The organism is Streptomyces sp. NPDC043854, from assembly GCF_056436005.1.
Genome location: NZ_JBWKDK010000008.1, coordinates 145,532 through 166,340 on the forward strand (window position 1 = coordinate 145,532; position 20,809 = coordinate 166,340).

The 20,809-nt window shown below is 72.9% G+C and carries 17 protein-coding genes and 3 tRNA genes; 12 read left to right on the forward strand and 8 right to left on the reverse strand.

Annotated elements, in window-relative coordinates:
• Window positions 1–38: 38 nt before the first annotated feature.
• The 5 genes from AC068A_RS10740 to AC068A_RS10760 all read left to right on the forward strand — a co-directional run bounded on the left by AC068A_RS10740 (window position 39) and on the right by AC068A_RS10760 (window position 8,141).
• The gene (locus AC068A_RS10740) at window positions 39–2,234 is read left to right on the forward strand and encodes a DNA polymerase III subunit gamma and tau (RefSeq protein ID WP_478583535.1); all 2,196 of its coding nucleotides are present in this window, start codon (window positions 39–41) and stop codon (window positions 2,232–2,234) included.
• A gap of 60 nt (window positions 2,235–2,294) precedes the next feature.
• Window positions 2,295–3,551 (forward strand): phosphoribosylamine--glycine ligase, encoded by a 1,257-nt coding sequence (gene purD, locus AC068A_RS10745; RefSeq protein ID WP_478583537.1) that lies wholly within the window; start codon window positions 2,295–2,297, stop codon window positions 3,549–3,551.
• Window positions 3,552–3,848: 297 nt separating this feature from the next.
• Window positions 3,849–5,447, forward strand: coding sequence for a hypothetical protein (locus tag AC068A_RS10750; RefSeq protein ID WP_478583539.1), 1,599 nt, complete (start codon window positions 3,849–3,851; stop codon window positions 5,445–5,447).
• Between the two features lie 198 nt (window positions 5,448–5,645).
• Window positions 5,646–7,151: a N,N-dimethylformamidase beta subunit family domain-containing protein gene (locus AC068A_RS10755; protein WP_478583541.1), complete on the forward strand. Its 1,506-nt coding sequence runs from the start codon at window positions 5,646–5,648 to the stop codon at window positions 7,149–7,151.
• Window positions 7,152–7,238: 87 nt separating this feature from the next.
• Window positions 7,239–8,141: a phosphoribosylaminoimidazolesuccinocarboxamide synthase gene (locus AC068A_RS10760; protein ID WP_478583543.1), complete on the forward strand. Its 903-nt coding sequence runs from the start codon at window positions 7,239–7,241 to the stop codon at window positions 8,139–8,141.
• A gap of 154 nt (window positions 8,142–8,295) precedes the next feature.
• On the opposite strand, the gene AC068A_RS10765 is transcribed toward AC068A_RS10760, so the two are convergent.
• The 6 genes from AC068A_RS10765 to AC068A_RS10790 form a co-directional block, all read right to left on the reverse strand.
• Window positions 8,296–8,371, reverse strand: a tRNA-Gly gene (locus AC068A_RS10765).
• A gap of 22 nt (window positions 8,372–8,393) precedes the next feature.
• Entirely contained in the window at window positions 8,394–9,005 is a 612-nt protein-coding gene (locus tag AC068A_RS10770; protein WP_385431474.1) for a response regulator, read from the reverse strand.
• Window positions 9,002–10,240: a sensor histidine kinase gene (locus AC068A_RS10775; RefSeq protein WP_478583545.1), complete on the reverse strand. Its 1,239-nt coding sequence runs from the start codon at window positions 10,238–10,240 to the stop codon at window positions 9,002–9,004. The genes AC068A_RS10770 and AC068A_RS10775 overlap by 4 nt, the downstream gene beginning before the upstream one ends.
• 187 nt (window positions 10,241–10,427) lie before the next feature.
• Window positions 10,428–10,500: transfer RNA gene (locus AC068A_RS10780), tRNA-Gly, on the reverse strand.
• Between the two features lie 80 nt (window positions 10,501–10,580).
• Window positions 10,581–10,652: transfer RNA gene (locus AC068A_RS10785), tRNA-Gly, on the reverse strand.
• Window positions 10,653–10,753: 101 nt separating this feature from the next.
• Window positions 10,754–11,071, reverse strand: coding sequence for a histone-like nucleoid-structuring protein Lsr2 (locus AC068A_RS10790; RefSeq protein WP_478583547.1), 318 nt, complete (start codon window positions 11,069–11,071; stop codon window positions 10,754–10,756).
• Window positions 11,072–11,444: 373 nt separating this feature from the next.
• Here AC068A_RS10790 and purS point away from each other — a divergent pair, with 373 nt between their 5' ends.
• The 5 genes from purS (at window position 11,445) to AC068A_RS10815 (ending at window position 16,527) form a co-directional block, all read left to right on the forward strand.
• On the forward strand, window positions 11,445–11,690 hold the full coding sequence (gene purS, locus AC068A_RS10795) for a phosphoribosylformylglycinamidine synthase subunit PurS (protein WP_179174904.1): 246 nt from the start codon (window positions 11,445–11,447) through the stop codon (window positions 11,688–11,690).
• Window positions 11,687–12,367 (forward strand): phosphoribosylformylglycinamidine synthase subunit PurQ, encoded by a 681-nt coding sequence (purQ, locus tag AC068A_RS10800; protein WP_478583549.1) that lies wholly within the window; start codon window positions 11,687–11,689, stop codon window positions 12,365–12,367. The genes purS and purQ overlap by 4 nt, the downstream gene beginning before the upstream one ends.
• Window positions 12,364–14,613 carry a phosphoribosylformylglycinamidine synthase subunit PurL gene (gene purL / locus AC068A_RS10805; RefSeq protein ID WP_478583551.1) on the forward strand — a complete coding sequence of 750 codons (2,250 nt, stop codon included), beginning with the start codon at window positions 12,364–12,366 and terminating at the stop codon, window positions 14,611–14,613. The genes purQ and purL overlap by 4 nt, the downstream gene beginning before the upstream one ends.
• 173 nt (window positions 14,614–14,786) lie before the next feature.
• Window positions 14,787–15,578, forward strand: a complete 792-nt coding sequence (locus AC068A_RS10810) for a maleylpyruvate isomerase family mycothiol-dependent enzyme (RefSeq protein WP_478583553.1) — start codon at window positions 14,787–14,789, stop codon at window positions 15,576–15,578.
• Window positions 15,579–15,693: 115 nt separating this feature from the next.
• Window positions 15,694–16,527: an META domain-containing protein gene (locus tag AC068A_RS10815; RefSeq protein WP_478583555.1), complete on the forward strand. Its 834-nt coding sequence runs from the start codon at window positions 15,694–15,696 to the stop codon at window positions 16,525–16,527.
• Window positions 16,528–16,639: 112 nt separating this feature from the next.
• On the opposite strand, the gene AC068A_RS10820 is transcribed toward AC068A_RS10815, so the two are convergent.
• The gene (locus AC068A_RS10820) at window positions 16,640–17,233 is read right to left on the reverse strand and encodes an HIT family protein (protein WP_478583557.1); all 594 of its coding nucleotides are present in this window, start codon (window positions 17,231–17,233) and stop codon (window positions 16,640–16,642) included.
• Window positions 17,234–17,544: 311 nt separating this feature from the next.
• Here AC068A_RS10820 and purF point away from each other — a divergent pair, with 311 nt between their 5' ends.
• Complete coding sequence (gene purF / locus AC068A_RS10825) at window positions 17,545–19,062, forward strand: amidophosphoribosyltransferase (protein ID WP_478583559.1); 1,518 nt, start codon at window positions 17,545–17,547, stop codon at window positions 19,060–19,062.
• Window positions 19,063–19,179: 117 nt separating this feature from the next.
• Window positions 19,180–20,250 carry a phosphoribosylformylglycinamidine cyclo-ligase gene (purM, locus tag AC068A_RS10830; protein WP_478583561.1) on the forward strand — a complete coding sequence of 357 codons (1,071 nt, stop codon included), beginning with the start codon at window positions 19,180–19,182 and terminating at the stop codon, window positions 20,248–20,250.
• A 136-nt stretch (window positions 20,251–20,386) separates the two neighbouring features.
• Here the strand turns inward: purM and AC068A_RS10835 are convergent, their stop codons facing one another.
• The gene (locus AC068A_RS10835) at window positions 20,387–20,704 is read right to left on the reverse strand and encodes a DUF3073 domain-containing protein (RefSeq protein ID WP_478583563.1); all 318 of its coding nucleotides are present in this window, start codon (window positions 20,702–20,704) and stop codon (window positions 20,387–20,389) included.
• Between the last annotated feature and the right edge of the window lie 105 nt (window positions 20,705–20,809).

The window sequence follows — 20,809 nt, forward strand, 5'->3', positions numbered from 1 at the left end:
GGCCCGCTTTGTCGGCGGGCCCCGATAACCTCGTAGACGTGTCGTCCCTTGCGCTGTACCGCCGCTATCGTCCCGAGTCGTTCGCCGAGGTCATCGGGCAGGAGCATGTCACTGCCCCGCTGATGCAGGCCCTGCGGAACAACCGGGTCAACCACGCGTACCTGTTCAGCGGTCCCCGCGGCTGCGGCAAGACCACCAGCGCGCGCATCCTCGCCCGGTGCCTGAACTGCGAGCAGGGCCCCACGCCCGACCCCTGCGGCGAGTGCCAGTCCTGCCGGGACCTGGCGCGCAACGGCCCGGGCTCGATCGACGTCATCGAGATCGACGCCGCCTCGCACGGTGGCGTGGACGACGCCCGCGACCTGCGCGAGAAGGCCTTCTTCGGGCCGGCCGCCAGCCGGTACAAGATCTACATCATCGACGAGGCGCACATGGTCACCTCGGCGGGCTTCAACGCCCTGCTGAAGGTGGTCGAGGAGCCCCCGGAGCACCTCAAGTTCATCTTCGCGACCACCGAGCCCGAGAAGGTCATCGGCACCATCCGGTCCCGGACGCACCACTACCCCTTCCGGCTCGTGCCGCCCGGGACGCTGCGGGACTACCTGGGCGAGGTCTGCGGGCGCGAGGGGGCCAAGATCGAGGACGGCGTGCTGCCGCTCGTCGTGCGCGCCGGCGCCGGGTCGGTGCGTGACTCGATGTCCGTCATGGACCAGCTGCTGGCGGGCGCGGCCGACCAGGGCGTGACGTACGCCATGGCCACCTCCCTGCTCGGCTACACCGACGGGTCGCTGCTGGACTCCGTCGTGGACGCCTTCGCCGCCGGGGACGGGGCCGCCGCGTTCGAGGTCGTCGACCGGGTGATCGAGGGCGGCAACGACCCGCGCCGGTTCGTCGCCGACCTGCTGGAGCGGCTGCGCGACCTGGTGATCCTGGCCGCCGTGCCCGACGCCGGGGAGAAGGGGCTCATCGACGCCCCCGCCGACGTGGTCGAGCGGATGCAGGCCCAGGCCTCGGTCTTCGGGGCGGCCGAGCTGAGCCGCGCCGCCGACCTGGTCAACACCGGGCTCACCGAGATGCGGGGAGCGACCTCGCCGCGGCTCCAGCTGGAGCTGATCTGCGCCCGCGTGCTGCTGCCCGCCGCCTTCGACGACGAGCGGTCCTTCCAGGCCCGGCTGGAGCGGCTCGAGCGCGGGGGTGCCGCCCTCGCCGCCGCCGCGGCTGCCGGTGTCGGTGCCGCTGCCGGTGCGCGGGTGCCCGTCGCCGCCGCGGCCGCCGCCCCGGCCATGGGGTACGTGCCCGGGCCCGAGGCGCACGCCATGGCCCCGGCCGCGCCCGCCGCCCCCGCGCCCGCCGCGCCCGCGCCCGCCGCCCCCGCGCCCGCCGCGCCCGCGCCCGTCGCCGCCCCTGCGGCGGCCGCCCCGCCCGCTGCGGCCGCTCCCGCTGCTGCTCCCGCCGCCCCCGCGGCGCAGCCCGGGGCCTGGCCCGGGGCCGCGCAGCCCGGGTCCGGGGTCCGCGGGGCCTGGCCCACCGCGGCCGCCCCCGGCCAGGGGATCCCGGCGCCCGCCGCCGCGGCCCCCGCGCCCGCCGCACAGGCACAGACCCAGGCCACGGCCCCGGCGCCTGCCGCCGCTGCCGCGCCGTCCCCCGGCATGGCCGCCGGAGCCGGGCAGGTGCAGGCGATGTGGCCCGGCGTCCTGGAGGCCGTCAAGAACCGCCGCCGCTTCACCTGGATCCTGCTCAGCCAGAACGCCCAGGTCACCGGCTTCGACGGGACGACCCTGCAGCTGGGCTTCCCGAACGCCGGAGCCCGCGACAACTTCGCCAGCAGCGGCAGCGAGGACGTGCTCAAGGCCGTCCTGGCCGAGCAGTTCCAGGTCAACTGGAAGATCGACGCCGTCGTGGGCCAGGGTGGCGGCCAGCCCGCACCGCAGGCCGCCGCCTCCGCGTACGCCGCCCCGGCCGCGCCCGCGCCCGCCTACAGCCCGCCGCCGCCCGCACCCGCCCCGGCCCCCGTGCAGCAGGCTCCGGCCGCCCCGCAGCAGCCCCGGCCGCCGCAGCCCCCGCAGGCCGCCCCCGCGCCGCAGCCGCCCGTACGGCAGGCGCCGCCGGTGGCGCCGGAGGACGACGTACCGGAGGAGGACGACCCCGACCTCGTCGACAGCGCCCTCACCGGGCACGAGCTGATCGTGCGCGAGCTCGGCGCCACGGTTGTGGAGGAATACACGAACGAGTAGGGACCCGCGTTTGGGTGGCCGCACGAAGGTCCGGTCGCCCGGCGGGCTAGGCTGCATGGCGTGAAGGTCCTCGTCATCGGCGGCGGCGCCCGCGAACACGCCCTGTGCCGCTCTCTGTCCCTCGACCCCGACGTCAACGCGCTCTACTGCGCCCCCGGCAACGCCGGCATCGCCGAGGTGGCGGAGCTGCGCCCGGTCGACGCCCTCGACGGCGCGGCCGTGGCGGGCCTCGCCACCGAGCTCGGCGCCGACCTGGTCGTCATCGGCCCGGAGGCGCCCCTGGTCGCCGGTGTCGCCGACGCCGTCCGCGCCGCCGGCGTCCCCGTCTTCGGCCCGTCCGCCGAAGCGGCGCAGCTGGAGGGCTCGAAGGCGTTCGCGAAGGACGTGATGGCCGCGGCCGGCGTCCCGACCGCGCGCAGCTACGTGTGCACCACCCCGGAGGAGGTGGACGCGGCCCTCGACTCCTTCGGCGCGCCCTACGTCGTCAAGGACGACGGCCTCGCCGCTGGCAAGGGCGTCGTCGTCACCGAGGACCGGGACGCCGCCCGCGAGCACGCCCTGGCCTGCGACCGCGTCGTCATCGAGGAGTACCTCGACGGCCCCGAGGTCTCGCTCTTCGCCGTCACCGACGGCACCACCGTCCTCCCGCTCCAGCCCGCGCAGGACTTCAAGCGCGCCCTCGACGGCGACGAGGGGCCCAACACCGGCGGCATGGGCGCGTACTCGCCCCTGCCGTGGGCCGACCCGAAGCTCGTCGACGAGGTCCTGGAGACGGTGCTCCAGCCGACCGTGGACGAGCTGCGCCACCGCGGTACCCCCTTCTCCGGGCTGCTGTACGCCGGACTTGCGATCACCTCGCGCGGCGTGCGCGTCATCGAGTTCAACGCCCGCTTCGGCGACCCCGAGACGCAGGTCGTCCTGGCCCGGCTGCGGACCCCGCTCGCGGGCCTGCTGCTGAGCGCCGCCAAGGGCACCCTGGACGCCGAGCCCCCGCTCACCTGGCGGGAGGACGCGGCCGTCACGGTCGTCATCGCCTCCCACAACTACCCGGGCACCCCGCGCACCGGCGACCCGATCGAGGGCCTGGCCGAGGTGGCCGCCGAGGACGGCCCCGACGCGTACGTGCTGCACGCCGGGACCCGGCGCGAGGGCGACGCGGTCGTCAGCGCGGGCGGCCGCGTCCTGTCGGTGACGGCGACCGGCTCCGACCTGGTGCAGGCCCGCGAGAAGGCGTACAAGGCGGTCGCGCGGATCCGCCTGGACGGCTCGCACCACCGGACGGACATCGCGGCCAGGGCGGCGGACGGCCGGGCCTGAGGACGCCGAGCGGCAGCGCGGTCACGACGCGGGCCCGGTACGCACACAGGTGCGGACCGGGCCCGCGCGCATGTGCGTGTACGAGTGCATCCGGCCGCGTTCGAACGCAGCAGCTTTAGCCAAAGCCATTCCATCGGGTGATCGTCCTACCGTCTGGCTGACTGCCGGACGCTCCCCAACTAGGGTGCGGCGCAAGCATTCCGGCACTTGGCCCACCGGCATTGCGATGTCAGTGGCGGGTGTCACAGTGGGGGAGTGAGCAAAACCGCCGCAGGGCAGAGGGGGTGAGGTCCGGTCGTGTCCGGAACCGGTTCGTATCGGGAAGGGAGCCCGCCGTCCGCGCGCTCCCGGGCCTTGGCCGTGCTGCGCGTGCGCAGCAGGGTGCTGGCCGTCGGCCTGCTGCCCGCCGCCCTCGCGGTGGTGCTGGTCTCCGCCCGGATGACGGGCCGGCTGGCCGGGGACCCCTGGCCGCTGGTGACCCTCGTCGTGTGCGCGGTCGCCGTGCTGGTGCTGCTGGTGGGCGGGATCTTCACCGCGGTGGTGGTGCGGGCGGGCCCGGTCGTGACGCCGACCGTGCCGCTGGCCGAGGCCGAGGCGCCCGACCTGTACCGGCTGGTGCGGGACCTGGCGGACCGCATGGAGGTGCCGGCGCCCTCCGCGATAGCCCTGACGCCGGACTGCGACAGCTGGCTGGAGGACCGCACGCATGCGGCCCACCGGCGGCGCGGCGCGGCCTCCGGGCCCGGGACCGAGCCGGGCGCGGCGCCCGTGCTGGTGATCGGCTCGCCCTTCCTGTGGTGGATGAGGGTCGCCGAGCTGCGGGCCGTGCTCGCCCCGGTCGTCGCCGGTACGGGACCCTCGGCGCATCCGGACATAGCCGATGCCCGTGGCTTCGTGCGCGGGCTGGACGCCGCCGTGGGCGTGGCCGGGCGGCCCGGCCTCGGCTGGATCGCCGGCCCGGCGCGGCTGCTGCTGCGGCTCTGCCGGGAGGACGCCGCCGAGATGGAGCGCGGGGTGGCCGCGGCCGCCTCGGACCGCGCGCAGCGGGTGGACTACGGGGTGCGGGTAGCCGCCCAGGAGCAGGTCGGCCTCGCGTACGCGGGGTGGGACCGGCTGCTGACCCGGGTGGCGCTGCCGGCGTGGCGGATGGGCCGCTGGCCCTCGCACCTCGACGCCGGGGTGGTGTCCGCGCTGACCGAGCTGTCCCGGCGGGACCGGATGGCCGACGGATTCGCCTCCCGGCTGGGCGAGCGGCCCGCCTGCGACCTGCTGGAGCGGCCGGGCGCCGTCGACGAGGCGGCCTCCCTGCTCGCCGCGCGGCTCTTCCACGGCGGCCCGGCCGAGCCCGGGCCGGACTGGGCGCCGGTGGACTGGGCGGCGTACCCGGAGGAGGTCGTGGACTGCACGTGGCGCGCGGAGGCGGCCAGGCTGCACGAGGCGCTGGACGCCCTGGCCGTGCCGCCGGGGGCGGGGCCCACGCTGGACCGGGTCCTGGGGTACCTGGCGGACGCCGGCGGCGAGGGCGGGCCCGGCGAGGCCCTGGCCGGGCGGCTGAGCGGTGACCTGGCCAGGGAGGAACGTTCCGCAGGCCGCGGCTCCGTGGTGGCCCGCGGCGCGGACGCGGTGCCCCTGTTCCCCCTCCAGCCGCCGAGGAGCGGCCGGGACCTGCTCGCCGACCACGTGACGGCCCTCGTGTGCTGCGCGGCCGTGGACTGCGTCGGCGCCGCCCCGGGCCTGGACTGGCTGGACGGCCCGGTCCTGCTGGCGGGCGGCGAACGGCGCTCGGACCTGGCCCCCCGCGTCCTGAGCCTGGTCGAGGACGGCGATCCGGAGCCCCTGCGCGACTGGCTGGCCGAGCTGGGCATCCGCCCCGAGAAGCCGGTCCGCCTGGTCTGACCCGAGCCGTGGCCCCGGCCTCTCGCCGGCCTGTCCCCGAGCCTCTCGCCGACCGTATCCCTGGCCCCGGTTGTGGCGAACGGTGACGGAACGAGCGCGTCATGTGATGTGCTGGGACCGGCCGCGGCCGGACGTCCTGGACCCGTGCCGCGCCGCCGTGTGCAGTAGCCGTTCGGGGGAGCGAGGGAGGGGAGCGGAATGGGTGCGGACCGGATCCGGCGCTGGGAGTCAGGGGCGCTCGCCCACGCGGTGAACGATCCCTTCGGGCCGGGCCCGCTGCCGTGGCTCCGCGGCGCCGAGGCGCACGTCGACGACACCGGCCGGGTCCTGCCCTGGTACGTGGATCCGGCCGGGGCCCCCGGCCGGCCAGCCCGCGCCGACCGCGCCGACCGCGCCGACCGCGCCGCCCGCGCCGACGGCCCGCGCTCCGCCGACGACGTGCACCGGCAGATCAAGGGGTTCACCTCCACCGGCGCCGTGGCCCCCGGCGAGACCATCGACTTCCACATCACCGTGGACCCGCCCCAGCAGTTCTCCGTCGACGTCCACCGCATCGGCCACTACGGCGGAGCCGGCGCCGCCCGGATCACCACCAGCCCGCGCCTGTCCGGCATCGTCCAGCCGCCGCCGCTGACCGCCGACCGCACCGTCTCCTGCCACCACTGGTGGCTTTCCTGGCGGCTGCGGGTCCCGGACCACTGGAACGTCGGGGCGTACGTCGCCGTGCTCACCACCGCCGACGGCTACCGCTCCCACATCCCCTTCACCGTGCGCGACGACCGCCCCGCCGACCTGCTGCTCCTGCTGCCGGACATCACCTGGCAGGCGTACAACCTCTACCCCGAGGACGGCCGCACCGGCGCGAGCCTCTACCACGCCTGGGACGAGGAGGGCCGGCTCCTCGGCACGCAGGACGCCGCCGTCACGGTCTCCTTCGACCGCCCCTACGCGGGTACGGGCCTGCCCCTGCACGTGGGCCACGCCTACGACTTCATCCGCTGGGCCGAGCGCTACGGCTACGACCTCGCCTACGCCGACACCCGCGACCTGCACGCCGGCCGCGTCGACCCCGCCCGCTACCGCGGCCTGGTCTTCCCGGGCCACGACGAGTACTGGTCGGCCGCCATGCGCCGCGCCGCCGAGCGCGCCCGCGACCACGGCACCTCGCTGGTCTTCCTCTCCGCCAACACCATGTACTGGCAGGTCGAGCTGGCCCCCTCCCCGTCCGGGGTCGCCGACCGGCTCCTGACCTGCCGCAAACGCCGCGGCCCCGGCCGCCCCAGCCTGTGGCGCGAGGTCGACCGCCCCGAGCAGCAGCTGCTCGGCATCCAGTACGCGGGCCGGGTGCCCGAGCCCGCGCCGCTGATCGTGCGCAACGCCTCGCACTGGCTCTGGGAGTCCACCGGCGCCGCGGAGAACGACGAGCTGCCCGGCCTGGTCGCGGGCGAGGCCGACCGGTACTTCCCCCGGACCCAGCTGCCCGCGCACCGGGACCGGATCCTGCTCGCGCACTCCCCGTACCTGGACGGCGACGGCGCCAAACGCCACCAGGAGACCTCCCTGTACCGGGCCCCCAGCGGAGCCCTCGTCTTCGCGTCCGGCACCTTCGGCTGGTCCCCGGCCCTGGACCGCCCCGGCCATGTCGACGAGCGGATCCAGCGGGCCACGGCCAACCTCCTGGACCGGATCTGCAAGAGGGACTGACCCGCGCCGACCCGGACCCGTCGTCCGCCACCGCGGGCCGGTGCGGGAGAATGGGGCTGCGCTCGTACAGAACCACAGGGAGACCCCGTGTCCGGATTCGTCGAAAAGCCCGAGCCGGTTCAGGTTCCAGGCCTCGTCCACCTCCACACCGGCAAGGTGCGCGATCTCTACCGCGACGAGGACGGCAACCTCGTCATGGTCGCCAGCGACCGGATGTCCGCCTTCGACTGGGTGCTGCCCACCGAGATCCCGGACAAGGGCCGGGTCCTGACGCAGCTCTCGCTGTGGTGGTTCGAACAGCTCGCCGACCTGGTCCCGAACCACGTGCTCGGCACGGACGTCCCCGCGGGCGCCCCCGCGGACTGGGCGGGCCGCACGCTGGTCTGCAAGAACCTGACGATGGTGCCGGTCGAGTGCGTGGCCCGCGGCTACCTCACCGGCTCCGGCCTCGCCGAGTACAACCAGACCCGTACGGTCTGCGGGCTCGCCCTGCCCGAGGGGCTCGTCGACGGCTCCGAACTGCCCGCGCCGATCTTCACCCCGGCCGCCAAGGCCGAGGTCGGCGAGCACGACGAGAACGTCTCCTACGAGGAGGTCGCGCGCACCACCGGCGCCGAGACCGCCGCGCTGCTGCGCCAGACCACCCTGGCCGTGTACGGCCGGGCCCGGGACATCGCCCGCGAGCGCGGGATCATCCTGGCGGACACCAAGTTCGAGTTCGGTTTCGACGCGGACGGCACCCTGGTCGCCGCCGACGAGGTGCTGACCCCGGACTCCTCCCGCTTCTGGCCGGCCGACCTGTGGGAGCCGGGCCGCGCCCAGCCCTCCTTCGACAAGCAGTTCGTCCGCGACTGGCTGTCCTCCCCGGCCTCCGGCTGGGACCCGAAGGGCGAACTCCCGCCGCCGGCCCTCCCGGGCGAGGTCGTCGAGCAGACCCGCGCCAAGTACATCGAGGCCTACGAGCGGCTCACCGGCCAGACCTGGGCCTGAGGACTGAGCCCTGCGCCTGAGCCCTGAACCCGGATTGCCCGCGCCGTCCGCCGGCCGGGCAATCCGGGCCCGGGCGCCCGGCGGCGCCGGGACCGACCGCCCCCGCCGCGAACACGAAGAAGCCCCCGGTCACCGACCGGGGGCTGCTCCCTCATGGAGCGGACAACGAGACTCGAACTCGCGACATCCACCTTGGCAAGGTGGTGCTCTACCAACTGAGCTATGTCCGCATGCGCCGTGGCGCGGGAACCACTATACCCAACCGCGCTCGCGCGCGAGACGCACCGCGGCATGCCGGTTCTCCGCGCCGAGCTTCGAGGCCGCCGACGACAGGTAGTTGCGCACGGTCCCCTGCGACAGGCCGGCGCGTTCCGCGATCTCCGCCACCGGTGCCCCGTCCCCGGCGAGTTCCAGCACCTCCGCCTCACGGGCGGTCAGCGGCGAGTCCCCCGCGCTGATCGCGTCGGCCGCCAACTCCGGGTCCACGTAACGGCCTCCGGCGTGCACGGTCCGGATCAGCTCGGCCAGCCGCTGCGCCGACACCGTCTTCGGCGCGAAGGCCCGCACCCCTGCGGCCAGGGCCCGCTTGAGGTGTCCGGGCCGCCCGTGGCTGGTCACGATCATGGTTTTGCAGTCGGGGAGTTCGGCCTTCAGGGAGGTGGCCACACTCACACCGTCGGCCCCGGGCATCTGGAGGTCCAGCACGGCCACGTCCGGTCGGTGGGCCCGCGCCATCGCCAGGGCCTCCGGCCCCGAGGCCGCCTCGGCGACGACCAGCAGGTCGTCCTCCAGGGCCAGCAGGGCCGCGAGCGCCCCGCGGATGAGGTGCTCGTCGTCGGCCAGCAGTACGCGTACGGGGCTCACGCCCGCACCTCCAGTCCTCGCAGTTGGCGGCCCGGGATCTGCGCCCGCAGCCGGAATCGGCCATCGCCCACCGGGCCGGCCTCCAGGGTGCCGTCGAGCACCGCGAGCCGCTCCCGCAGCCCGGCGAGCCCGGAGCCGGGCGGCCCGGCCGGCACCTCGGGTGCCCCGTCGTTCTCCACGACCAGGGTCAGTTCGCCCTCCTCGGGGGCCGTGAGGCGTATCACGCAGGTGCGTGCATCGCCGTGCCGCAGCACGTTCGTGGTGGCCTCCCGGACCACCCAGCCGAGCGCCGACTGCACCTCGGGGCGCAGCTTCCGTCCTGGTTCGGCCTCAACCCGGCAGTCCATCCCGGCCGCGGTGAGCACGCCCCGCGCGCCCTCCAGCTCCACCCCGAGGTCGGCCTCCCGGTAGCCGCGTACGACCTCGCGCACCTCGCGCTGCGACTCGCGGGCGATCCGCTGGACCTCGATCATCTGGGTGACGGCCTCCGGGCGTTCGCGCCGGGCCAGCTGGACCGCGAGCTCGCTCTTCAGGGCGATGACGGCCAGGTTGCGGCCCATCACGTCGTGCAGGTCCCGGCCGAAGCGCAGCCGCTCCTCGGCGACGGCCAGCTGGGCCTGGAGCTCCCGGGCGTGCTCCAGCTCGTAGACCATCTTCAGCAGCCAGCCCGAGAAACCGCAGGCCATGCTGAGGAACAGGCCGGTCAGCAGCACCACGACCATGTACCCGACGGCCTCCCCCCAGGGCAGGCCCACGGCCAGCACCGCCGCCCCCGCGCCGAGCGCCCAGGCCGGTGCGACGCACCACATCAGGCGGACCCGGTTCATGCAGAGCACGAGCGATCCGCAGGTGAAGCAGACCATGCCGGCCACCATCGACGGGGCCGCCTCCTCGGGGAAGTGCCCGGTCTTGCGGAGCACCAGGAAGGCGAGGCAGGCCGCGGCGGTCGCGGCTGTCGTCACCACCGCGAGCCGTACCGGCCGCTCCCGGCGGCCCACCAGCCAGTCCAGGGCCCGGGCGGAGAGGAACGCCGTGGTCACGGCGTGCGCGAGGACGACCAGCAGGGCCCCGAGCGCGGCCCGCCGCGAGATGCCCTTCTCGGCGGCGAGGGCCACCGGGGCCAAGCCGAAGGAGAAGACCTCGATGACGACGAAGAAGTGGAGCGACCACCGTGTGTAGAGCTCGACCTTGGCCGCGCTGCTGCGGTTCTTCCACCATCCGGTGAGTTTCGACACGGTTCCCCGATTCCCCCGATCACCCTGCGGCGGGTGCTGTTCCCCATGGCTCCAGCCTCGCGGCGGGCCCCTCGTCGCACCAGTGGGCGCGGTCATCGCCCCCGATGACATTTGTCAGTGCGCGACAGGTGGTCTGCGTGCGCATACGACAAAGGCCCTGATCAATGATCAGGGCCTTTGCACTCTGAGCGGACGACGAGACTCGAACTCGCGACATCCACCTTGGCAAGGTGGTGCTCTACCAACTGAGCTACGTCCGCATGCCCGCTCCGGCGGATCCGCCGGGCGATGCGTGCATCACTCTACCTGATCCACCGGAGTGGTCGGTAAAGCCTTTGCGAGCGGGTGACAGGAATCGCACACTGCGCCTTCCCCCTGGAAGGGGGATGTTCTGCTACTGAACTACACCCGCACGACCTTCGAGGCTCTGACCTGCTGTCTCGCCCCTCGGCGTGATCCACACACTAGCGGACGGGAGGGGGTGGATGCCAAATCCGCCTCAGGGGGCCCGCCTCAGTGGGCCTGGTGGTAGGCCTCGTAGACCCGCTTCGGGATCCGGCCCCGGGGCGGCACGTCGAAGCCGTGCGACCGGGCCCAGGCGCGGACGACCGCCGGGTCGGGGGCGAGGGAGGTGTGCTTGAAGGCCTTCCCGGAGCGGGCCTGCCGGCGGCCGGCGGCCACGTACGGGGCGAGGGTCTTCCGCAGTTTCTCGGCGTTGGCCAGATTGAGGTCGATCTCGTAGGACTTGCCGTCCAAGCCGAACGTGACCGTTTCCGCCGCTTCTCCGCCGTCGATGTCGTCGGAGAGTGTGACCACTACGCGCTGCGCCACGGATATCGGTCCCTTCGCGCGACAGTCGCCGCGCGCTGACGTGCGGTGATGTCGCCTGTGTGGATGTTTCGGAGCAATGCGTCTTTCGCCACCGGGTGCGGAGCGACAAATGCCGCGCTGCTGAGGATTCCTTTGTACCTCGATTCCCATTGCATTGCGAAGCCCAGTTAATTCTCTCCGCGTGTCCCGCCGCAATCCCGGGCGCGTGGTTTTCCGGTGGATTTTGCGAAGCGTTGGTGAAGCCGAAAGGGGGTGCCGCGGGGCGCCCCGGAGAGGCCCTTGTGGAGGCCCCTCCGAAATCTACCCGCGTAGAAATTTCGGGCGGGTACGCTGAAGGAACCGCCTTCGCACCAACCACCCATCGGGAGTGCCAGTGGCACGCGTCGTAGTCGACGTCATGCTCAAGCCGGAGATCCTCGACCCCCAGGGCCAGGCGGTGCAGCGTGCACTGCCGCGCCTGGGATTCGAGGGCATCGCCGACGTCCGCCAGGGGAAGCGCTTCGAGCTGGAAGTGGAGGGCCCGGTCGACCAGGCCGCCCTTGACCGCATCCACAAGATGGCCGAAACGTTCCTCGCCAACACCGTCATCGAAGACTTCGTCGTCAAGGTGGAGTCGTGACCGCTCGCATCGGTGTCGTCACGTTCCCCGGAACGCTCGACGACCGTGACTCGCTGCGCGCCGTCCGCCTCGCGGGGGCCGAGCCGGTCTCGCTGTGGCACCGCGACAAGGACCTGCACCAGGTCGACGCGGTCGTCCTCGCCGGCGGCTTCTCGTACGGCGACTACCTCCGCGCCGGGGCCATCTCCCGGTTCTCGCCGGTGATGGAGACCATCATCGAGCAGGCCAAGGCCGGCATGCCGGTCCTGGGCATCTGCAACGGCTTCCAGGTCCTCACCGAGGCCCACCTGCTGCCGGGCGCGATGCTCCGCAACAACCACCTGCACTTCATCTGCCGCGACCAGAAGCTCCGCGTCGAGAACGCCGAGACCTCCTGGACCGGCGACTACGAGCAGGGCCAGGAGATCTCCGTCCCGCTCAAGAACATGGACGGCCGCTACGTCGCCGACCAGCGCACCCTGGACGAACTGGAGGCCGAGGGCCGCGTGGCCTTCCGCTACCTCGACTTCAATCCGAACGGTTCGCTGAACGACATCGCCGGCATCACCAACGCCGCGGGCAACGTCGTCGGCCTCATGCCGCACCCCGAGCACGCGGTGGAGCCGCTCGTCGGTACCGGCCGCACCGACGGCCTGGGATTCTTCACCTCGATCCTGAAGAAGCTGGTCTCCGCATGACTCTGGACACCGTCAAGCACGCCGCCGAGACCCCGGACTCGGCGCAGCCCTGGAAGGAACTCGGCCTCAAGGAGGACGAGTACCAGCGGATCCGCGAGATCCTCGGCCGCCGCCCCACCGGCGCCGAGCTCGCCATGTACTCGGTCATGTGGTCCGAGCACTGCTCGTACAAGAGCAGCAAGGTCCACCTGAAGCAGTTCGGCGAGAAGGCCCCCGAGAACGACGCCATGCTCGTCGGCATCGGCGAGAACGCCGGCGTCGTCGACGTCGGCCAGGGCTACGCGGTCACCTTCAAGGTCGAGTCGCACAACCACCCCTCGTACATCGAGCCCTACCAGGGTGCGGCGACGGGCGTCGGCGGCATCGTCCGCGACATCCTCGCCATGGGCGCCCGCCCCGTCGCCGTCGTCGACCCGCTCCGCTTCGGCGCGGCCGACCACCCCGACACCAAGCGCGTCCTGCCGGGCGTGGTCGCGGGCATCGGCGGCTACGGCAACTGCCTGGGCCTGCCCAACATCGGCGGCGAGGTCGTCTTCGACGCCTGCTACCAGGGCAACCCGCTGGTCAACGCCGGCTGCATCGGCGTGATGAAGCACGAGGACATCCACCTCGCCAAGGCCTCCGGCCCCGGCAACAAGGTCATCCTCTACGGCGCCCGCACGGGCGGCGACGGCATCGGCGGCGTCTCGGTCCTCGCGTCCGAGACCTTCGACGACACCAAGCCCACCAAGCGCCCCGCCGTCCAGGTCGGCGACCCGTTCCAGGAGAAGCTCCTCATCGAGTGCACCCTGGAGATTTTCAAGGAGGGGCTGGTCGCGGGCATCCAGGACCTCGGCGGCGCCGGCCTGTCCTGCGCCACCTCCGAGCTGGCCTCCGCCGGCTCCGGCGGCATGCGCGTGGAGCTGGACACCGTCCCGCTGCGCGACGCGACGCTCTCGCCCGAGGAGATCCTCATGAGCGAGTCGCAGGAGCGCATGTGCGCGATCGTCGAGCCGCAGCACGTCGACCGCTTCATGGAAATCTGCGAGAAGTGGGACGTCATCGCCACCGTCATCGGTGAGGTGACCGACGGCGAGCGGCTGGAGATTTTCTGGCACGGCGAGCAGATCGTCGACGTGCCGCCGGGCACCGTCGCCCACGAGGGCCCGGTCTACCACCGCCCGTACGCCCGCCCCGAGTGGCAGGACGCCCTCCAGGCCGACGACGCGGGCAAGCTGGCCCGCCCGCAGACCGCCGAGGAGCTCCGCGCGCAGGTCCTGGCCCTGGTCGCCTCCCCGAACCAGGCCTCGAAGTCCTGGGTCACCGACCAGTACGACCGCTTCGTGCAGGGCAACACCGTCCTCGCGCAGCCCGAGGACGCCGGCATGGTCCGCGTCGACGAGGAGACCAACCTCGGCGTGGCCATCGCGACCGACGGCAACGGCCGCTACGCCAAGCTCGACCCGTACACGGGCGCGCAGCTGGCCCTGGCCGAGGCGTACCGCAACGTCGCCGCGACCGGCGCCAAGCCGCTGGCCGTCTCCGACTGCCTGAACTTCGGCTCGCCGGAAGACCCGGGCGTCATGTGGCAGTTCGCCGAGGCCTGCCGCGGTCTCGCGGACGGCTGCCTGGAGCTGGGCACCCCCGTCACCGGCGGCAACGTCTCGCTGTACAACCAGACCGGCGACACCGCGATCCACCCGACGCCCGTCGTGGCGGTCCTCGGTGTGATCGACGACGTCAACCGCCGTACGCCGATGGCGTTCGCGGAGGCAGGCCAGCTGCTCTACCTGCTCGGCGACACCGCCGAGGAGTTCGGCGGCTCGGCCTGGTCGCAGGTCGTCCACGACCACCTCGGCGGCCTGCCGCCCAAGGTGGACCTGGGCCGCGAGAAGCTGCTCGCGGAGATCCTGATCGCCGCCTCGCGCGACGGCATGATCGACGCCGCGCACGACCTGTCCGACGGCGGCGTGATCCAGGCGCTCACCGAGTCCTGCCTGCGCGGCGGCAACGGTGCCCGGCTCGTGGTGCCCGAGGGCCTGGACGCGTTCACCTTCCTGTTCTCCGAGTCGGCGGGCCGGGCCATCGTGGCCGTCCCGCGCAGCGAGGAGCTCCGCTTCACCGACATGTGCGGCGCGCGCGGTCTGCCCGCCACCCGCATCGGTGTCGTGGACGGCGAGGAGATCGAGGTCCAGGGCGAGTTCACCATCCCGCTGGCCGAGCTCCGCGAGGCGCACGAGGCGACGATCCCGGCCCTGCTGGCCTGATCGGAGCCCGTCCGACCCGTCGCCCGAACCTCCGCCCCGCACCACTGCGGGGCGGAGGTTCGGCGCCGTCGGACTCATCCGGCTGCTGCGGGAGACCCCGGCCGGCAACCCGGCCGCGGCCGCCGCACCGGCAGCGGCTGCGGGGGCCGCGACCGATCGGGCAGACTCGCCGCATGGCATCCAGGACCCGTCGCACCCGTACCTACGACGCCGCGAAGATCCGTGCGGCCGTCACCGCGCAGTTCGCCCACATCGCCGACGCCGTCCGGGAACTGACCCCCGAACAGCTCGGGCGGGACACCGGGCTCGGCGACTGGACCGTGGCCGACCTGGCCGCGCACATCGCCTGGATCGCCGACTCGCTCGCCGCCGGACTGGCCCGCCCGCCGGCGGCCGTGCCCGAGCTGACGGCCGTGGAGTGGCCCTCCGCCACCGCCTCCCTCGCCGGAAAGATCGCGGAAGCGGCCAAGGAGATCCTCGAGGGCGCCCCGCCGGCCGAGCTGTTCGAGCACGCGGGCGCCCGGCTGGCCGAGGCCCTGGACGCGAACCCGGGCAGCCGGGTCCTCGCCCTCTGGGTCGGCGACATGACGCTGGCCGACTTCCTCGTCACCCGGACCGTGGAGCTCGTCGTGCACACCGACGACCTCAACCGGGCCGCCGGGCTGGCCGTCCCGATCGAGCGGCAGGCACTCGCCGCCTGCACCCGGCTGCTCGCCGACGCCCTCGCCCTCAAGGCGCCCGGCGGCTCGGTCGAGGTGCGCATCCCGCCCTTCGCGGTGGTCCAGTGCATCGAGGGCCCCCGGCACACCCGGGGCACGCCGCCGAACGTGGTGGAGACCGACCCGCTGACCTGGATCAGGCTGGCCACGGGCCGGGAGGACTGGGCCTCGGCGGTCGCGGACGCCCGGGTCACGGCCAGCGGCGAGCGGGCCGACCTGGGGGCCCTGCTGCCGGTGATGAGCTGACCGGAGCCGACGGAGCCGACGGAGCCGACGGAGCAGGCCGGAGCCGACGGAGCAGGCCGGCATCCGACCGGAGCTGCGCGCGGAACCGTCCGGACCCGCCGTCCGTCCCAGGGACATGCCCACACTCCGGCACCTCCCCGCAGCCCTGGCCGCCGTACTCGTCCTCGCCGCCACCACGGCCTGCGCCGACGGCTCCGGACCCTCCGACACCCTCCCCGGGCCCGGTTTCACGGGATCCTGGTCCGTCCAGAGGCTGACCGCGGACGGCCGGACCCTCACCGCACCGCCCGCCGCCCACCTGGCGATCGAACCCACCGGCTCCCGCACGGCGGAGGTGAAGGGGAACTACGGCTGCAACGGATTCACGGCCGCCGTGTCCTACGAGACCGGGTCCGCGCAGTCCGCGATGGTCCTCACGCCCGGCTCCTCCACCGCCATGGCCTGCGAGCACATGGAGTTCGAGACGGCGCTCGCCGAGCTGCTGAAGGGCCGGCTGGAGGTGCGGCGCGAGTCCGCCGAGCGGCTCGTCCTGACGGCCGCAGGCGGCGGCACCGTCGAGCTGGTCTCGAAGCCGCCGGTGCCGGACGCCCCGCTCACCGTCACCGCGTGGACGGTGACCGGGCTGATCAGCGGTGACACGGCGGCCTCCGTGCCGGACCGGGCCGCCGGCAAGGCCGTGTTCACCATCGGCCCGGACGCGGGCGCGAGCGGCAGCCTCGGCTGCAACCGGTTCAGCGCCAAGGCCGAGATCGACGGCCCGCGGATCACCTTCGGCCCGCTGACCACGACCCGGATGGCCTGTACGGGGCCGGAGGGCGACCTGGAGCGGACGCTGACCGAGCTCTTCGGCAGCGGCCCGCTCACCTGGCGGATCCAGGCCCAGACCCTGACGCTGACGGCCGCCGACGGCAAGGGCCTCACGGCCCGGGCCGCCTCCGCCGCCGAGTGACCCGCCGGGGCGGCGCAGGCCTCAGGCGAACGCCTCAGGCGCAGGCCTCAGGCGGAGGTCTCAGACGATCGCCTCAGGCGGAGGTCTCAGGCGAACGCCCCAGGCGCAGGCCTCAGACGTGGGCCGTGCCGCCGTCCTTCGCCATCGCCGCGGCGATCAGGCGCGCGGATTCGGCCCAGGCCTCCTCCGGCTGCGGCGGGAGCACGTCGTCCCAGAGGGCCAGGTTGGATCCGCGCAGCTGGAGCATTCCCTCCGGCCGGGCGAACAGGAAAAGGTGCAGGTGGGCGCCCCCGTCCCCGTACTTGTTCACGTGCACCCGGCCGATCCCGCCGAGCGTGCGCACGGCCCGCTCCACGCGCTGGAGCATCCCGCCCAGCTCGGCCGCCCGTTCGGCCGGCAGGTCCAGCAGGTCGTGGTGGCCGCGCGGGACGAGCAGGACGATCGCGGGCAGCGCCGCACGGATGCCCTGGAGCCGCCAGTGCTCGTCCGTCCACAGGTAGTCCGCGTCCGGACGGCCGCACGACTCGCAGCCGTCCGGCCCGTGCTCCCCGTTCCGCGGCGGCTCGGGGAGCACCGGCGGCTCCAGCTCCCTGACCCGGAGCTCGCCCTCGAAGGGGAAGGTCTCCCACATCGGGATTCCGTCGGCGGAGAACGGTATGGGCTCGCCGATCGGCAACCGGCGTACGTACGCACTGGGTTCAGTCATGATCACACCCTTCCACAGCCCCTGTGCCCTGCCCCAGGGCCGCGACCGCGGCGCCCGGCCGGCGGAAAGGAAAAGAAAAGGAAAAGAAACGCACGGTGCTGCGCCGCTCGGCGCGGGTGACGGCGGGGTCCCCGGAGGCGGAAGAGGCAGGCGCGGAAGCCCGTGCGAATCCACCGGCCTCCTTGGCAATCACGGCATTCCGGATATCGGGGCCGTCACCCTCCGCAGGGGTTGCCCGACTGTCCGCACTGTGACTTTTCCCGGCCGTCCCCAATTCGGACCAGTGGTCGATCTCGCCTACACTCGGAGACGTGCCTCGTGGTGATGGACGACTCAACCACGACCTGCTCCCCGGCGAAAAGGGCCCCCAGGACGCTTGCGGCGTCTTCGGTGTCTGGGCTCCGGGTGAAGAGGTCGCCAAGCTCACCTACTTCGGACTGTATGCACTGCAGCACCGCGGACAGGAGTCCGCGGGCATCGCTGTGAGCAACGGTTCCCAGATCCTCGTCTTCAAGGACATGGGCCTCGTGTCCCAGGTCTTCGACGAAACCTCTCTCGGCTCGCTCCAGGGTCATATCGCGGTCGGTCACGCCCGCTACTCGACCACCGGAGCCTCCGTCTGGGAGAACGCTCAGCCCACCTTCCGCGCGACCGCCCACGGCTCGATCGCCCTGGGCCACAACGGCAACCTGGTGAACACCGCCGAGCTCGCCGAGATGGTCGCAGACCTCCCCCGTCAGGACGGCCGCGCCACCCAGGTGGCCGCCACCAACGACACCGACCTGGTCACCGCCCTGCTGGCGGGCCAGACGGACGACGACGGCAAGCCCCTGACGATCGAGGAGTCGGCCGCCAAGGTCCTCCCACAGGTCAAGGGCGCCTTCTCCCTCGTCTTCATGGACGAGAACACCCTGTACACCGCCCGTGACCCGCAGGGCATCCGCCCGCTGGTCCTCGGCCGCCTGGAGCGCGGCTGGGTGGTCGCGAGCGAGACCGCGGCCCTCGACATCGTGGGCGCCAGCTTCGTCCGCGAGGTCGAGCCCGGCGAGCTCATCGCGATCGACGAGAACGGCCTGCGCACCTCTCGATTCGCAGAAGCGAAGCCCAAGGGCTGTGTCTTCGAGTACGTCTACCTGGCGCGCCCGGACACGGACATCGCCGGCCGGAACGTCTACCTCTCGCGTGTCGAGATGGGCCGGCGCCTCGCCAAGGAGGCCCCGGTCGAGGCCGACCTGGTGATAGCGACGCCGGAATCCGGCACGCCCGCCGCCGTCGGCTACGCCGAGGCCAGCGGTATCCCCTACGGCTCCGGCCTGGTCAAGAACGCCTACGTGGGCCGGACCTTCATCCAGCCCTCGCAGACGATCCGCCAGCTGGGCATCCGCCTCAAGCTCAACCCCCTCAAGGAAGTCATCCGGGGCAAGCGCCTAGTGGTCGTCGACGACTCGATCGTCCGCGGCAACACCCAGCGCGCGCTGGTCCGCATGCTCCGCGAGGCCGGTGCGGCCGAGGTCCACATCCGGATCTCCTCGCCGCCGGTGAAGTGGCCGTGCTTCTTCGGCATCGACTTCGCCACCCGGGCAGAGCTCATCGCCAACGGCATGAGCGTCGAGGAGATCGGCACCTCGCTGGGCGCGGACTCCCTCGCGTACATCTCGCTCGACTCGATGATCGAGGCGACGACCATCCAGAAGCCGAACCTCTGCCGTGCCTGTTTCGACGGTGAGTACCCCATGGAGCTGCCCGACCCGCAGCTGCTGGGCAAGCAGCTCCTGGAGACCGAGCTGGCCGGCGGCACGGACGCCGCCGACGCACTCCGCCGCCCCTAGCCCCGCGCCAGGGGCGGGGGCGGGCCCCCGGCTCGACCTGCGCCGGTCCCTGTCTTTCAGGCTTTTCCCAGGGACCGGCATCTCACGCAGCAAACGACACGAAAGCTCTCTCCTGTCATGACAGAGAAGACCACCGGTGCCAGCTACGCCGCGGCGGGCGTCGACATCGAAGCGGGAGACCGCGCCGTCGAGCTGATGAAGGAGTGGGTGAAGAAGACGCAGCGCCCCGAGGTCCTCGGCGGCCTCGGCGGCTTCGCCGGCCTCTTCGACGCCTCCGCCCTCAAGCGCTACGAGCGCCCGCTGCTGGCTTCCGCCACCGACGGGGTCGGCACGAAGGTGGACATCGCCCGTCAGATGGGCGTGTACGACACCATCGGCCACGACCTGGTCGCGATGGTCATGGACGACATCGTCGTCTGCGGTGCCGAGCCGCTCTTCATGACCGACTACATCTGCGTGGGCAAGGTCCACCCCGAGCGGGTCGCGGCCATCGTCAAGGGCATCGCCGAGGGCTGCGTCCTCGCCGGCTGCGCCCTGGTCGGCGGCGAGACCGCCGAGCACCCCGGCCTCCTCGGCCCGGACGACTTCGACGTGGCGGGCGCGGGCACCGGTGTCGTCGAGTACGACAACCTGCTCGGAGCGGATCGCATCCGTACGGGTGACGCCGTCATCGCGATGGCGTCGTCCGGCCTTCACTCGAACGGGTACTCGCTGGTCCGCCACGTGCTCTTCGACCGGGCCGGGATGTCGCTCGACAGCCACGTCGAGGAGTTCGGCCGGACCCTCGGCGAGGAGCTGCTGGAGCCGACCAGAATCTACTCCCTGGACTGCCTGGCCCTCACCCGTACGGCCGAGGTGCACGCCTTCTCGCACATCACCGGCGGCGGCCTCGCGGCGAACCTCGCCCGGGTGATCCCGGACCACCTGCACGCGACGGTCGACCGGTCCACCTGGACTCCGGGCGCGGTCTTCGACCTCGTCGGCAAGGCCGGGCAGGTCGAGCAGCTGGAGCTGGAGAAAACCCTGAACATGGGCGTCGGCATGATGGCCGTCGTCCCGCAGGAGTCGGTGGACGTGGCCCTGACCGCGCTGGCCGACCGGGGCGTCGACGCCTGGGTCGCCGGCGGGATCACCGAGCGCGGCGAGCACACCGACGGGGCGGCGCTGACCGGGTCGTACGCGAGCTGAGACAGCACGGAAACCCGGTCCGGGGCGGGCCCTGGACCGGGTTTCGTATGTTGCTCTGAGCGCTGACGCGGAACCGGCCAGCCTACGGTGTCACGCGATCACGCAGTGCCACCCGTTGTGGTGCGAACGCGGGGCGTCAAGCGCCGCGACGCTGCTGAGCCGACGGGCCGGACTCGTCGTCCTCGTCCTCGTCGTCATCGTTGTTGTACAGCTCCGCGTACTTCGCGTACGGGTCGTCGTCGTCCAGCTCGTCATCGACGTCGACCGGCTCGCTGACAGGCAGCAGCGGCGCCGTCGGCGATGCGCCCAGCTCGTTGGCCAGACGCGCAAGGTCAGTGCCGCCGCTGTTGTACTTCAGCTGGCGGGCGACCTTCGTCTGCTTGGCCTTGGCCCGGCCGCGCCCCATGGCTCGACCCCCTCGGTGACGGGGCTCGACGGCCCCAGAGTCTGACACGCGTTCATGGTTCGGAGCGGGCTCTCCTCGGAGAGACCGTCCGTAGGGGTTTAACGGTACCTGTTTCCGCGGCCATACGGTACGCCGCCCGCATGACGCGCCTCG